Source organism: Lacinutrix sp. (genome assembly GCF_029238095.1).
Classification (GTDB): domain Bacteria; phylum Bacteroidota; class Bacteroidia; order Flavobacteriales; family Flavobacteriaceae; genus Lacinutrix.
This window is the reverse complement of record NZ_JAQWGS010000013.1, coordinates 25,208-39,725: the sequence shown is the minus strand read 5'-3', so window position 1 is coordinate 39,725 and position 14,518 is coordinate 25,208. Positions and strand designations below refer to the sequence as shown.

Here is a 14,518-nt window from a genome sequence, read left to right as displayed (position 1 = left end):
TTCTCGATAATAGGCACTTTATTTAAAATCCAACACTGGCCTTATGCTAATGAAATGTTAACAATTGGAACTTTAATAAAGGTTATTTTTGGTAGTCTTTTAATCTATAAAATACTGACTACAGATAAATTTAAAGAATTTTTAAATTGGTAATACCTTGAAAAGAATATTCAACTTTATACTTAACAGCGTTCCAAGACCTTTATTAATAAGGTTTAGTTATATTGTTAGTCCTATTTTTGCTCTCATATTAAAAGGAGATAAATTTACAGACCCAATAGATGGTAAAAGTTTCAAAAGTTTTTTATCTTACGGTTATGGCAAACAACGTAGTAATGTGTTATCGCCTTCAACACTTTCTTTAGAACGACACAGACTTTTGTGGCTATACTTAAAAAATGAAACCGATTTCTTTTCAGCAGAAAAAAAAGTACTACATTTTGCACCAGAACAATGTTTTTTAAAACGTTTTAGAACACTTAAAAATTTAGACTATACTACAACAGACCTACTTTCTCCTATTGCAGATGTAAAAGCAGATATTTGTAACCTTCCGTTTAAAGATGATAGTTACGATGTTATTTTTTGTAATCACGTTTTAGAGCACATTCCAGACGATACTAAAGCCATGCAAGAGCTATATCGCGTTCTTAAACCAGGAGGTTATGGTGTTTTTCAAGTACCTCAAGATTTAGAACGTGAAATAACCTTCGAAGATGATAGCATTACCGACAAAAAAGAACGTGCTAAAATTTTTGGACAATACGATCATGTTCGCATTTATGGAAAAGATTATTTCAATAAACTTAGACATATTGGTTTTAAAGTAAATGAAGTAGATTATACTGCAAAACTTTTAAAAGAAGATATTATAAAATATTGCTTAGCTGAAGGTGAAATTATTCCTTTAGTTTATAAATAAACAACACTATTGACAACACAAATTGTAATTATTACAGGTGCATTTTTTGGGATGCTTTCAGTTATTTTTGGTGCCTTTGGCGCTCATGCCTTAAAGAAAATATTAACTAAAGAACAGTTATATAGTTTTGAAGTTGGTGTAAAATACCAAATGTATCATGCTATTGTATTGCTAGTTTTAGGTTTTAACTCCAATTCTGTAAATTCTTCTATATATTGGTGTTTTGCATTAGGCCAAATTGTGAAAAAGAAAATAAAATAAATAAGAGTAAAACAGGTTTCATAAGTGCTAATAAGATTAACAAATATTAATTAATCTTGTATAACTTACTTGATATAACTTCTAAATGCTAGGTTTGAACTTCTAAGATAGAAAAAACAGCTATTGCGGGAATTGGTTTAAAGCTAATGTTTGGAGTTCATTAATTTCGTTTTCAAAAATAAGATATACTTTTAGTTCTGGATGCTTTTTTAAAAAAATAGTAGTTTTTTCTATTCCCATAGCTTGAAAAGCCGTCGCATAACCATCTGCCAACATGCAATTATCTGCAATTACAGATACACTTAACACATTTGTTTTGGTTGGATAACCTGTTTTTGTATTAATAATGTGAGCATATCTATTACCATTATCGTCTAGCTTAAATTTTCTATAAGTACCAGATGTTGCCATAGCTTCATTTTTTAACTCAAATATTAGATTTGTACTTTGAGAGCCATCAAAATTTGGGTTTTCTATACCAACAGTCCAACCGTTTTGTTTTACTACATTTATGCCTTTAGACCTCAACTCTCCACCAATATTTACCATATAATTATTACTGTTTTTGCGCTCAAGAAACTCGCTAATTACATCTACTGCATAGCCTTTAGCAATGGCATTAAAATCTATATATGCTTCTTTTGGTTTTATAACAGCGTTATCTACTAATCCAACTCGGTTTAGCCCAACGTATTTAACTAGGCTATTAACTTTTGCATTATCTAAAGCGGTTTTGTTTTCTTCTGAACCAAAATTCCATGCGTTTACTAATTTACCAATAGTAGGATCAAAAACACCTTCTGTATCTTTATAAATTTGTTTTGCGGCCTTAAAAACAGTTTTAAAATGATTGTCTACTTTAACAGCTTCGTTTCTGTTTAGTTTTGAAATATCTGAGTCCGTTTGATAATTCGACATCGATTTATTGATGATAAAAAACAAACTATCTATTTGCTTTTGGTAATTCTCTTCTGAATCATAAGTTATATCATAAAAAGTACCAAAAATAGGTCCAGAGAGTTTTGTGTTTGTTGGCTCTTGCTTACACGAAACAATTGAAAGAATGAAGAAAAATAGAATTATTAGTTTATTCATACTTACATAAAATTCATTTATTGTATAAGATTGCCACGTCTTTTGTCCTCGAAATGACATATTAATTTAAATTGGTTTCTAAAACTTGAATACCATTATATTCTATTAAATACTCTTCATTTAAAAACACAGGTAAAGACTCTCCATTTGGGTTGCCTAAACCTACTCCTGCATACAATACTTTTGCATCGTGTTCTCTAGCATGTTCTTTAAAAGATTCCATCCAAACTACATCGTAATTATTTGCATTATCTGGAAGTCTTACTGCTTTAACAATAACAAAAAAGTATTGCTTATTGGCATCCATACAAACAAATTGAGGATGCTTTTTTAACTTGCTGTTAATGGCTATAAACTCGAAACCTCTTTTTTCTAAATCTTTACCAACATGGTTCATGGCTAGATTATGAAGTTCTTGTGGTGTTAATGCTTTGCTCATGGTACAAAAATACGAAAGCGTTTTAATAATAAAAAGTAGTTTTCTAACAAGTAATTAAAGTTTGCGTTATTTAAATCTTGCAAATTTAGAATCGTAAAACGTATAGTTAGACACAGGAATTACTGCATCTATTTCTAAATTATACCATGGTGAAATAGAGGTGTCTTCAAGGTTTTTAACTAAATGCACACTTTGCGCTGGTGTATTACCTTGAAATAATAGAAAAAGTTTTTCTCCTCTATCGTTTATAACTTCGTCTGCAAGAATTACAATATGTCCTGGACTTCCACCTTTAATTAATACATCTCCTATCTTAAGATTTTTAACTGAAGTTATTGTTTTCAACTCTTGAGATAACGATATCCAAAAAGTATAATTATATATCGATGCATGCGTTTGTAATACACATATATTTAATTTTTGTCTTTAATTAAGAATGCTTAAAAAAGAAAAACGAATTAAATCTTAAAAACAATAGATTCAATTTGAACAAATAAACGTAAAAAACCCAATACTTTCGTATTGGGTTTTAATTTAAAAATAAATTATTTTTTTTATATGAAATAGATTATCAATCTATCCTCCAAAATCATCAAATCTTATATGCTCATCTGGAATACCAAAGTCTTCTCCCATTTTTTGAACTGCTTGATTCATTAAAGGTGGACCACAGAAATATAATTCTATATCTTCTGGAGTTTCATGATGACTAAGGTAATTATCTATAACACAGTTGTGTATAAAACCTACAAAACCATCTCCTTCTTCATCATTAATATCTTTTTTAACTTTCCAATTATCACTTTCTAAAGGTTCTGATAATGCTAAATAGAATTTAAAGTTTGGAAAATCTTTCTCTAATGCTCTAAAGTAATGTATGTAAAATAATTCTGCTTTAGAACGTCCTCCATACCAATATGTTACTTTACGACCAGTTTTAATGGTTCTAAATAATTCGTATAAATGAGAACGCATTGGAGCCATACCTGCTCCACCTCCTACATATAACATTTCTGAATCTGATTCATTTATAAAGAACTCTCCATATGGTCCAGAAATAGTAACTTTATCACCTTCTTTTTGATTAAAAATGTAAGATGATGCTACTCCAGGATTAACATCCATCCATCCACCTTTTGCTCTATCAAAAGGAGGTGTTGCTACACGTACGTTAAGCATAATTCTTCTTCCTTCTGCAGGATAAGAAGCCATAGAATAAGCACGCTCAACTAACTCTTCGTTTTTCATAACTAAAGGTCTTAAGTTGAACTTATCCCAATCTGCCTCAAACTTATTTGGTTCTCCTGGATGGTCTTCTGGGTGAGCAGTAATATCCATATCTGAATATTTTATTTCACAGTTTGGTATTTCAATTTGAATATATCCACCTGCTTTGTAATTCATATCCTCTGGGATTTCTACTACGAATTCCTTAATAAAAGTTGCAACATTATAATTTGAAACTACTGTTGCTTCCCACTTTTTAATTCCAAAAACTTCTTCTGGAATAGTGATTTCCATGTCTTGTTTCACTTTTACTTGACAAGACAAACGTGCTCCATGAGCCAATTCTTTTCTTGAAAAGTGAGGTGTTTCAGTTGGAAGTGCTTCTCCTCCTCCAGATAAAACATGGCATTCACATTGTATACAGGTTCCACCTCCACCACATGCCGATGGTAAAAAAATTTTGTTATTTCCTAATGTTGATAATAAAGTACCACCTGAAGCAACTTCAATTTCTTTTTCACCATTAATAGTAATTTTTACTGGTCCAGACGGTGATAATTTTTGTTTTACAAAAAGTAATAAACTTACTAATATTAATGTTATTAGTAAAAACGCTGCTACAGTAGCTAATACTGTTCCTAATGTTCCTGCTGCTAAAATCATACTACTCTGCTATTTTAGTGTTTTCTGCTAATTTATTAGCCTCTTCCGTTTGTATTGTATCTACTTGTGTTGTTGGTTCTACTGGTTTTTTCTCTTCTTCACCACCCGTTAACATGCCTCCAAAACTTAAAAACCCAATTCCCATTAAACCTGTAATGATAAATGTGATTCCTAATCCTCTTAAAGGAGCTGGTACATTAGAGTATCTAATTTTCTCTCTGATGGCTGCAATTGCTAGAATTGCTAAAAACCAGCCTATTCCTGAAGAAACACCATAATTAAATGCCAAACCTAAAGTTTCTATTTCTCGAGATTGCATAAACAGTGAACCTCCTAATATGGCACAGTTTACAGCAATTAGAGGTAAAAAAATACCTAAAGAATTATATAATGAAGGTGAAAACTTTTCTACTACTATTTCAACTAATTGTACCATGGTTGCAATAGTTGCAATAAACATGATAAAGGAAAGGAAACCTAAATCCATTCCAGAGAAACCTTCTCCATTAGAGCTTCCATCTAACCAAGCTAATGCTCCAGGTTGTAGTAAGTATTGGTCTAACAACCAGTTTAAAGGTACTGTTATTGCTAGTACAAATATTACAGCCGCTCCAAGTCCAACTGCTGTTGCTACTTTTTTAGAAACAGCTAAGTATGAACACATACCCAAGAATACGGCAAACACCATATTGTCAACAAAAATTGACTTGAAAAATAATTCTAAATGTTCTATCATTTTTTTATAATTTTCGTCTTCAAATTTCTTTTAATTAAAATTAAAGAAAATTGAAGAGGATTTTAATCCTCGATTAAATCTTTATTTCTACTACGTTGTACCCAAATTATTAATCCAACAATTATTAAGGCCATTGGAGGCATTAACATAAAGCCATTGTTTTCATAACCAAAAGCATATACTCCTGTTTTTTCAATTGGATCTCCTAATACAGGAACTCCGAAAAGTGTTCCAGAACCTAAAAGTTCTCTAAAAAAACCAACAATTATTAAGATAACTGCATAACCTAATGCATTTCCTATACCATCTAAAAACGATTGCCATGGTTTGTTTGCCAAAGCAAAAGCTTCAAAACGTCCCATAATAATACAGTTGGTAATAATTAATCCAATAAATACTGAAAGTGTTTTACTCAAATCGTATGCAAAAGCTTTTAATACTTGATCAACAATAATTACTAAAGCTGCAACTACAATTAATTGTACAATAATTCTAATTTTTGAAGGAATAATGTTTCTCATTAAAGAGATTACTACATTTCCTATTCCTAATACAAACAATACAGCTATTCCCATTACTAAAGAAGCTTTAAGCTCTGCTGTAATTGCTAATGCAGAACAAATCCCTAATACTTGAATAGTAATTGGGTTATTATCTGCTAATGGATCTGTTATTAACTTTGAGTCTTTTTTTGAAAGTAGTCCCATATTAGTTGTTATTATTTTTTAAATTTTTAAAGTATGGTAAATACAATTTTAAATCATTTTTTATCATTGCAGATACACCATCTCCTGTTATTGTAGCTCCAGCTAAAGCATCTACTTCATAGTCGTCTTTATCATTGTTGACTGGATCGTTATTCCCTTTTGCTACTTTAATACCTTTAAAAACACCTTCTTCTGTTAATAACTTCTCACCTTTAAAATCATCCATAAAGTAACGCTGTTTTATGTTTGCTCCTAAGCCTGGTGTTTCTCCTGCATGATCGAAAAACGCACCTTGAACAACCATGCTTTCATCTAAAGCTATATATCCCCAAATGGCATCCCAAAGCCCTTTACCTCTAACTGCTGCTACATAAACTGTTTTTCCGTTTTGAGAACCTTTGAATAATGGTAAAAACCTTGACTCACCATTTTTAGCTTTTGTTTGTTCCTTTTTAACGTCTATTAGATAAGGTTCTTTTCCAGCACCTTGAGCTTTAGAATTCATGAATTCATCACGAGAAAATTCTTTTAAAACATTACCGTCTTTTACTTCTAAAACAATTTGTTCTAAAACATTATTAGTAAAAGCTTCTGCTACTTTATCTGTAGAAATAAAGTTAATATCTCCTGAGCCTTCGTTAGCATTTATACCCATAGCATACAGAATATTCTGTTGCTTTTCCATTCTTTTATTTTCATCAATATTAGGTCTTAATGTAGATGCTGTAAACGCTAATAAAGAACCTACAACTACTACCATTGCAATTGCAAAAAATATTGTGTAAGAATTTTTATCTGTATTGATTGCCATAATTATGTTGTTTTAACTTTTAAACGTTTCATTCTGCGTTTAACATTACCTTGAATCACGTAGTGATCAATAGTTGGTGCAAAGACGTTCATTAATAAGATTGCTAAAAATACGCCTTCCGGATAAGCTGGATTAAATACACGTATCATTATAGAGATGAAACCAATTAAAAATCCATAAATCCATTTGCCTTTATTAGTTTGAGAAGCAGTTACCGGATCTGTAGCCATGTAAACAGCACCAAAAAGTATACTACCAACAATTAAATGTTGCCAAAATGGCAAATTCATTAATCCATAAAACTTACTTGATTCTCCAATCCATTCTGCAGAAACAACACCATTAAATATTAATCCCATAGTTAATGCACCAATTAAAGTACTTAGGATAATTCTCCAACTACCAACCTTAGAAAAGATTAGTAATCCTGCTCCTACTAAAATTAATAGTTTTGAAGTCTCACCAATCGATCCTGGAATGAATCCAAAAAACATATCGCTCATTGAGTATAACTCTGCAGCTCTATCACCATAAGTTGTTACTACATCTGAAGCACCATTAGCACCTTCAACAGTTAAGTTCTGCCCTGCTTTTGCATAATACCCTAACATTGTTTCTCCAGAGATTGCATCTGGACTTCCAGCCATTTCTGTAGCTTTGTGTACCCAAACTTTATCACCAGACATCCATGTTGGATATGCAAAAAATAAGAAAGCACGTATTGTTAATGCAGGATTTAAAATATTCATTCCTGTTCCTCCAAAAACCTCTTTACCTATTACTACACCAAAAACGACTGCAACAGCTAACATCCATAAAGGAATATCTACAGGTACTATTAATGGTACTAACATTCCTGTTACTAAGTAACCTTCTTCTACTTCATGACCTTTAATTACTGCAAAAATAAATTCTACTATAAGTCCAACTCCATAAGAAACAATTACTAATGGTAAAACTGTCCAAGCACCAATAATAAAATTATCCCATGTTAAAAAATTTCCTAAAACAGAAACTTCTCTTATAATACCATTTGCTGCGTCTATTGCTGAATAGTGCTGGTAACCTGCATTAAACATACCAAAGATTAAACATGGTACCATTGCCATAATAACAATATTCATGGTACGTTTTAAGTCATCAGCTGCTTTAATGTGAGTTCCGTTGTGTGTTGTCTCATTTGGCAAGTATAAAAAGGTATGGATTGCATTAAATGCAGGAGCCATTTTAGTACCTTTATACTTCTCTTTTAAATTGTGTAAATTACTTTTTAAACCCATTATCCTATCTCTTTTAGCATTAAGTCTAAACCTTTTCTAATAATATCTTGGTGTGGTTGTTTAGACACACAAACAAATTCTGTTAAGGCGAAATCTTCTGGTGCAACTTCGTACATCCCTAAAGCTTCCATTTCATCTAAATCTTGATACATACAAGCCTTTAAAATTTGAAGCGGAAAAATATCTAATGGAAACACTTGTTCGTAAGATCCTGTTAGAACAAAAGCACGATGTTCACCATTTGTATTAGTATTTAAAGCATATTCTTTCTTTGGTGTTAACCAAGAAAACGTTAATGCTCTAGAGGTTGACACCTTATTAAAAACTGGCTTATTCCATCCAAAAAACTCATAATCATCACCTTCTGGAATTACAGTTATTACGTTACTGTAATAATCTAGATTACCATCTGGTTTTACCTGTGTTCCTGTTAAGACATTTCCAGAAATAATTCTATCGTTTCCATCTTTGTCTACACCATTATCATAAACAATTGTTGCAATTTCGCTTCCTATTTTTGTTCTAAAATAACGTGGTTTCTTAACTGAGGAACCAGCAAATGCAACTAATCGCTCTGCATTAAACTTTCCTGTTAATAATAACTCACCAATAATTACCAAGTCTTGAGCAGCAACAGTCCAAACCGTTTCACCTTTGTTAACTGGATTTATTTTATTTATTAGCGTCCCAACATTACCTGCTGGATGTGGACCAGATACCTTGTGCATTGAAACATTAGATAATCCTGCTAATGGTGAAGTTCCGTTTTTACCAATACCTACATGAACCTGACCTTTGGTTAATTTTGCCAGAGCCGAAACTGCAGCTTGCAGCTCTGCTTCTTTCCCAGCTAAAACATAGTCTAAATCTGCTGCCAAAGGAGCACTAGCATAGCCAGAAATGAAAATAGCTTTTGGCACAACTTCTGGATTTGCAATAACATCATAAGGACGTTGCTTTACAAAAGCCCAACAACCTGAAGCTAATAATGTTTCTTTAATGTCTTCTGCCTTAGCCGAATCCACTTTTAAAGCTCCAAAATCTTGATAAGATTGTTCTTTGTCAGCCTGAATTTTAACTGAAAGTATTCTACGTTTTTCACCACGAGCAATCTCAACAACCTCTCCAGAAACTGGCGAAGCAAATTTTACGTTTTCGTTGTTTTTATTGAAAAATAAAGCTTGACCAGCCTTTACTTTTTCTCCAACTTTTACTGATAATTTTGGAATTACACTGTGAAAATCTTCTGGTCTAACGGTATAAGTATTGCTTACAATGGCATTTTCAGTCACCTTTTCTGCAGCACCTTTTAGTTTTATATTTAGACCTTTTTTAATCTTAATGTCGTTTGACATGTGTATAAATCTATTTGTTAATAGTTTAGTAATGTGATTTTATGAACACAAAAAATCGGTGCAAAAATACGAATTAATTAAACAAATTTCACAATAATTCAATAGATTTTTGGGTAGTTATTTTGAAGTTCCAAAATAGGCATGAATTTTGTTTATCTTTACATAACTAAAACCCTTTTAAATGAGAACTTACGTTAAACATTTTTTATTTTGTCTTATAATTTCATTTTCATTTTTTTTATACAGTCAAATCGAAGAAGTTAATCCTCCAGATTATATAAAAACGATAACTTTTAAAAGCAATAATAGCGAACAAGGTGAAATACCAATTATTAAACTAAACGACCCATTTTATCTTGAGTTTGATGCTTTGGTTGAAGATGAGCCAGATTTCTATTACACTTTAGAACATTATAACTATAATTGGACAGAGTCTGATCTTGCTAAACCTGAATTTCTTTTAGGTTTAGATAATTTAAGAATTCTAAATTGGCGTAATTCTTTTAATACGTTTCAACTTTATTCGCATTATAGACTAGAATTCCCAAATGCGCAGACAAGACAAATAAAATTAACTGGTAATTATTTAATAACCATTAGAGACGAGGAAGACAATATTGTATTTACCAGAAAATTTATTATTTATGAGGATAAAGTGGATATTAAACTAGATGTAAAACGCTCTAGAGATGTAACAAAAATTGATAAAATGCAAACTGTAGATATTGAAATTTCAGGAGCTCTAAAATTCAATAATCCAACACAAACAATTAACACCACAATTATTCAAAATAGAAATTATAATACAGCTATAAAAAACTTAAAACCGCAATATGTAGTGGGAGACAAGTTAATTTATAGATATACAAAAGAAACCGCATTTAAAGGTGGTAACGAATTTCTTTTTTTTGAAACAAAAAACCCAAGAGCAGCACTAAATGGTGTTGAAACCACAGAACTTAAAGACCTAAACAATAGTTATCTTAGAGTCGATACCAGTCGTGCTAGCTTAGATTATACTTGGGCTCCAGATATTAATGGCCGTTTTAAAATAACTGCAGTAGATGCAGATGACATTAATGTTGAGGCAGATTATATTAATGTACATTTTGCTCTTAATATTCCTAAAATTCAACCAGATGAACGCATATTTGTTTACGGAAACTATAACAACTATGCTACAGAGGAAGAAAATGAATTGTTTTTTGATGAGGAAAGTAAAAATTACATAACAATGTTAAAACTAAAACAAGGTTTCTACAATTATCAATATGTTATTTTAAAAAAAGACGGCACTTTAGACCATGGCTCTATAAGTGGCGATTTTTGGCAAACAGAAAATAATTATAAAGTTATAGTTTATTATAGAGACTTAGGTGCTAGATACGATAAAGTTGTTGGCTTTAGTGAAGTATCTTCTACAAATATTACAAACTAATAAGACACCAGAATTAATATTAAAACAATAAAGCTGATAACATATGCGAGTATTTTTTTCTATTATAACAATATTATTTTCATTGCACACTTTCGGTCAAGTTGAAGAAATAAATCCTGCCGAAAATATTAAAACCATAACTTTTAAAGGCGACACACCTGAGAGTCAGCTCCCTATTTTAAGACTCGGAGAATACCTTGTTTTAGAATTTGATGTTTTAAATGGAAATGAAGACGATTATTACTATGAGATAAAACATTATAATTACGACTGGACACCTTCGGTTTTAGTGCAATCTGAATATTTACAAGGCTTTAACGAACAACGTATTAGAACTTGGGACAATTCATTTAATACCTATCAAATCTATTCACATTTTACCTTAACAATTCCTAACGAACAAACACGAGCAATAACAAAATCTGGAAACTATATTATTACCGTTTATAATGAAGATGACGACATTGAGTTTACAAGAAAATTTATGGTTTACGAGGATATTGCAAGTGTTGGTGTTGCTATTAAACGCTCTAGAGATGTAAGTGATATTAAAGAAAAACAATCTGTAGACATTGCTATTAACTCTTCAATTCTAAGATTTAACAATCCATTACAAACTATAAAAACAGTTATTATTCAAAATAATAATTTAAGAACTGCTATTAAAAACGTTAAGCCTCAATATATTCTAGGTAACGAATTACAATATCGCTACACTAAAGAAACTAGTTTTTATGCAGGAAACGAATACCTGAATTTTGAGAATAAAGACATAAGAGGTGCAAATATTGGTGTACAGTTTATAGAATTAAAAGAACTTTACAACAGTTATTTATATAGAAACATATTACGTGCAAATAGAGATTACACTTATAATCCAGATATTAATGGCAACTTTTTAATTACGGCTTTAGATACAGACAATCCTAAAATTGGAGCAGACTATGCGCAAGTACATTTTACTTTAGAACTCAACAAATTAAGCAAAGGACAAACTGTACATGTTTATGGTAATTTTAATAATTATGCTGTAGACAATACAACTAAACTAACCTACTTCGACGACGAGAGCACTTACGAGGGCAAACTACTTTTAAAACAAGGATTTTACAGCTATAAGTATGTTATAAAAAATAAAGACGGCAGCATAGATGAAAACGCCATAAATGGTAATTTTTGGCAAACCGAAAACAACTATAAAGTTTTAGTATATTACAGAGATTTAGGCGCGAGATACGATAGAATAATTGGTTATGGCGAAGGAAATTCTGTAGATATTACAAACTAAATTATTAAAGATTAGTTAAAACACTCTGTAATTGGCATACTTTGTTGTGATAATTAATGTAATATTAGTACTTTAGCATAGAATTTAATAAAAAAATGGTTCAACAAGTAACAAGAGGCATAAAAATTTCTGTAGTCACTAATTTTGAAGGCACATTTTATAAAAACTATAAAATACATTTTGCCTTTGGATACAAAGTCACCATAGAGAACCAGAGCAAAGACTCGGTACAGCTCAATGCTAGACATTGGACAATTTTTGATGCACTTAATGCTATCGAAACCGTTTCTGGAGAAGGCGTTATTGGAAAAAAACCTGTTTTAAAACCTGGAGAATCTCACACCTATTCTTCTGGATGTTTGCTCACCTCTCCTTTTGGAGCAATGCAAGGTTATTACAGTATGGTGAATTTTACCACCACAAAAAAGTTTAATGTAACAATTCCTACTTTTAAATTAAGTGCTCCTTTTGCAATAAATTAAACTCCTTTTCTATTAAACCTAAATACTTTATTATTCTGCTTTACATGAAAGAAATGGCAGTTTGAATAATGAATAACTTTGTAATGTTCCTCAAATTCAAAACTAGAATCTTCTACAATATAAATAGCATCGCAATCTATATTTCCATAAGGTGAAATACGTTTATAGCGATATTCGTGCCTAATTTCTGTAATGTAAATCTCATACCAAGCACCAGCCGCAATACCAGAGAGCCACTGTGCATTTTCATGAAGCCCTTCCACTTTTTTAGGCTTAATCGTGCCTTCGTAATTAGGTTTGTAACCTTTTAATCGGTCTAGATAACATTTTAAATTTTCACTTTTTTGAGAACCCTTATACTCCTTAATCACACCTTGATCTGAAACTTCAAAAGGATGATCTCCTGTATTAGCCAATAAAACATTACCAACTGTGCTTGGCGTAAACCATTTAGAGTTTAGTAGTGCTTTTTTTATTTTACTATCAGTAACCGAAGCAATTAAGCTATCTGTTACAAAACGTGCACAATTACAAGCCTCCTTCTTAAAAGCTGCGTAATAAATAAATTCACGTGCTTGCATTTTAGAAATATGCGTTCTTGCTAAATCGTAGTTTATTTTATTACAAACCGAAGCAACCAACCTTCCGTCTCCATGTGTTATTTTTGGATGGGTTGCCAAAAATTTTAATATGCGTTCTAAATTTAAAATCTTATTGTCTTTAATTTTTGCCTTAAAAGGAAACTGAAGCTCGTTATCTGTATGCATTCCACGAACTCTGCCATTAGGCTCTGAAGTGATATAGCGACCAAAATCATGATATTCTAAAATTTCAGTATCTCTATTAATTAAAACCAGAGCAGCATGTCCAGCACGCACACTTGTTTTATTTCCAACACCTACAAAACGTAAATACGGAGAATACCATTCTTTAGCATGAGACACAATAGTATCTGGATAAGCCAAAGTTAAAATGAATGCAGAATTACTCATTTATTAATTCAGAAAAATTTAATGTTTGAATGGAAGTTTCTTGTGTTTTAAGATTTAGAAATTTTATTTCTATTGTTTCTCCCGTTTTTTCTATTTGAGTAATACTCGTTGTTTTTACAAAACCGCGATCCATGATAACACCATAATCTGCATTATCTTTACCTGCTGTTTTATGGAACTTTAAAAGTGAATCTGGAGATAACTTATTGCTAGATTTAAAGTCTCTAAACCATTCGCGTCTTGCTTCTTTTTTTTTCTCTGTATATAAAGTTGAAGAAGACCAAATATGATTTGTCAGCTCTAATAGGTTAAAATGAGCCTGTAATCCATCCCAAACAATTTCATAGAAATTTAAACTAGCATTCCAATCTGCAACAACTAAAGTAAAAGGTTCAATAGCACTGTAATTATACGATTGAGCATCGTTTATGTTTTTTAAAGCCAATATATCTGTAACTACAACTCCACGACTTTGTCTATATTTTTCTTGTCTTTCATGAGCTTTAAATCCACCATTTAATAAGCAAACCACTCTATTCTTATTACTTGCACCTATCCAACTTCCACCAGACTCCTCGTCTTTTGGCATCACTAATTCTGTTTCATTAATAGTATAAATAGCAGGAGATAACGCCTTACGGTTAGGCGCTTCGTCTCTGTTAGAAGTTAAAACAAAATCGTTGTTTTCTTTATAAAAAATACTTACTGTACACATAAGGTAAATAGTCAGAAAAAGGAATGGCAACTTACAAAAAATTAAGAATTGTTTGACATTTCCTTCAGTATAAAATCTATAAAAATTTCGTAAGTTTGCACTTTAAT

15 protein-coding genes and 1 pseudogene are annotated in these 14,518 nt (G+C 31.3%); 5 read left to right on the top strand and 11 right to left on the bottom strand.

Annotation, left to right across the window (positions count from 1 at the left end):
• Window positions 1–157 precede the first annotated feature (157 nt).
• The gene (locus tag P8H50_RS04330; protein WP_300205975.1) at window positions 158–922 is read left to right on the top strand and encodes a class I SAM-dependent methyltransferase; all 765 of its coding nucleotides are present in this window, start codon (window positions 158–160) and stop codon (window positions 920–922) included.
• Between the two features lie 51 nt (window positions 923–973).
• A pseudogene (locus P8H50_RS04325) lies at window positions 974–1,156 on the top strand (DUF423 domain-containing protein); the annotation flags it as partial.
• A 147-nt stretch (window positions 1,157–1,303) separates the two neighbouring features.
• Here P8H50_RS04325 and P8H50_RS04320 read toward each other — a convergent pair.
• The 9 genes from P8H50_RS04320 to P8H50_RS04280 form a co-directional block, all read right to left on the bottom strand.
• A complete protein-coding gene (locus tag P8H50_RS04320; protein WP_300205973.1) occupies window positions 1,304–2,278 on the bottom strand; it encodes an FAD:protein FMN transferase in 975 nt (324 codons plus the stop codon).
• Between the two features lie 61 nt (window positions 2,279–2,339).
• On the bottom strand, window positions 2,340–2,717 hold the full coding sequence (locus P8H50_RS04315) for a Na(+)-translocating NADH-quinone reductase subunit F (RefSeq protein ID WP_300205971.1): 378 nt from the start codon (window positions 2,715–2,717) through the stop codon (window positions 2,340–2,342).
• Between the two features lie 66 nt (window positions 2,718–2,783).
• Window positions 2,784–3,101: a DUF4846 domain-containing protein gene (locus P8H50_RS04310; RefSeq protein ID WP_300206001.1), complete on the bottom strand. Its 318-nt coding sequence runs from the start codon at window positions 3,099–3,101 to the stop codon at window positions 2,784–2,786.
• A gap of 192 nt (window positions 3,102–3,293) precedes the next feature.
• Complete coding sequence (gene nqrF / locus P8H50_RS04305) at window positions 3,294–4,607, bottom strand: NADH:ubiquinone reductase (Na(+)-transporting) subunit F (RefSeq protein WP_300205969.1); 1,314 nt, start codon at window positions 4,605–4,607, stop codon at window positions 3,294–3,296.
• Window position 4,608: 1 nt separating this feature from the next.
• Window positions 4,609–5,343, bottom strand: coding sequence for an NADH:ubiquinone reductase (Na(+)-transporting) subunit E (gene nqrE, locus P8H50_RS04300; protein WP_300205967.1), 735 nt, complete (start codon window positions 5,341–5,343; stop codon window positions 4,609–4,611).
• Window positions 5,344–5,405: 62 nt separating this feature from the next.
• Window positions 5,406–6,050 (bottom strand): NADH:ubiquinone reductase (Na(+)-transporting) subunit D, encoded by a 645-nt coding sequence (locus P8H50_RS04295; protein WP_300205965.1) that lies wholly within the window; start codon window positions 6,048–6,050, stop codon window positions 5,406–5,408.
• Window position 6,051: 1 nt separating this feature from the next.
• Entirely contained in the window at window positions 6,052–6,861 is an 810-nt protein-coding gene (locus tag P8H50_RS04290; RefSeq protein ID WP_300205963.1) for a Na(+)-translocating NADH-quinone reductase subunit C, read from the bottom strand.
• 2 nt (window positions 6,862–6,863) lie between these two features.
• A complete protein-coding gene (locus P8H50_RS04285; RefSeq protein ID WP_300205961.1) occupies window positions 6,864–8,141 on the bottom strand; it encodes an NADH:ubiquinone reductase (Na(+)-transporting) subunit B in 1,278 nt (425 codons plus the stop codon).
• The gene (locus tag P8H50_RS04280; protein ID WP_300205959.1) at window positions 8,141–9,496 is read right to left on the bottom strand and encodes a Na(+)-translocating NADH-quinone reductase subunit A; all 1,356 of its coding nucleotides are present in this window, start codon (window positions 9,494–9,496) and stop codon (window positions 8,141–8,143) included. Before P8H50_RS04280 ends, P8H50_RS04285 begins: the two co-directional genes overlap by 1 nt.
• A 181-nt stretch (window positions 9,497–9,677) precedes the next feature.
• On the opposite strand from P8H50_RS04280, the gene P8H50_RS04275 reads away from it, so the two are divergent.
• The 3 genes from P8H50_RS04275 to apaG all read left to right on the top strand — a co-directional run bounded on the left by P8H50_RS04275 (window position 9,678) and on the right by apaG (window position 12,704).
• A complete protein-coding gene (locus P8H50_RS04275) occupies window positions 9,678–10,934 on the top strand; it encodes a DUF5103 domain-containing protein (RefSeq protein WP_300205957.1) in 1,257 nt (418 codons plus the stop codon).
• 43 nt (window positions 10,935–10,977) lie between these two features.
• A complete protein-coding gene (locus tag P8H50_RS04270) occupies window positions 10,978–12,222 on the top strand; it encodes a type IX secretion system plug protein domain-containing protein (RefSeq protein WP_300205955.1) in 1,245 nt (414 codons plus the stop codon).
• A 95-nt stretch (window positions 12,223–12,317) separates the two neighbouring features.
• Window positions 12,318–12,704 (top strand): Co2+/Mg2+ efflux protein ApaG, encoded by a 387-nt coding sequence (gene apaG, locus P8H50_RS04265; RefSeq protein ID WP_300205953.1) that lies wholly within the window; start codon window positions 12,318–12,320, stop codon window positions 12,702–12,704.
• Here the strand turns inward: apaG and P8H50_RS04260 are convergent.
• Both P8H50_RS04260 and P8H50_RS04255 read right to left on the bottom strand, forming a co-directional pair.
• Complete coding sequence (locus P8H50_RS04260) at window positions 12,701–13,696, bottom strand: DUF6695 family protein (protein ID WP_300205950.1); 996 nt, start codon at window positions 13,694–13,696, stop codon at window positions 12,701–12,703. The two genes, apaG and P8H50_RS04260, sit on opposite strands and share 4 nt — an antisense overlap.
• Complete coding sequence (locus P8H50_RS04255; protein ID WP_300205948.1) at window positions 13,689–14,411, bottom strand: NRDE family protein; 723 nt, start codon at window positions 14,409–14,411, stop codon at window positions 13,689–13,691. The genes P8H50_RS04260 and P8H50_RS04255 overlap by 8 nt, the downstream gene beginning before the upstream one ends.
• Between the last annotated feature and the right edge of the window lie 107 nt (window positions 14,412–14,518).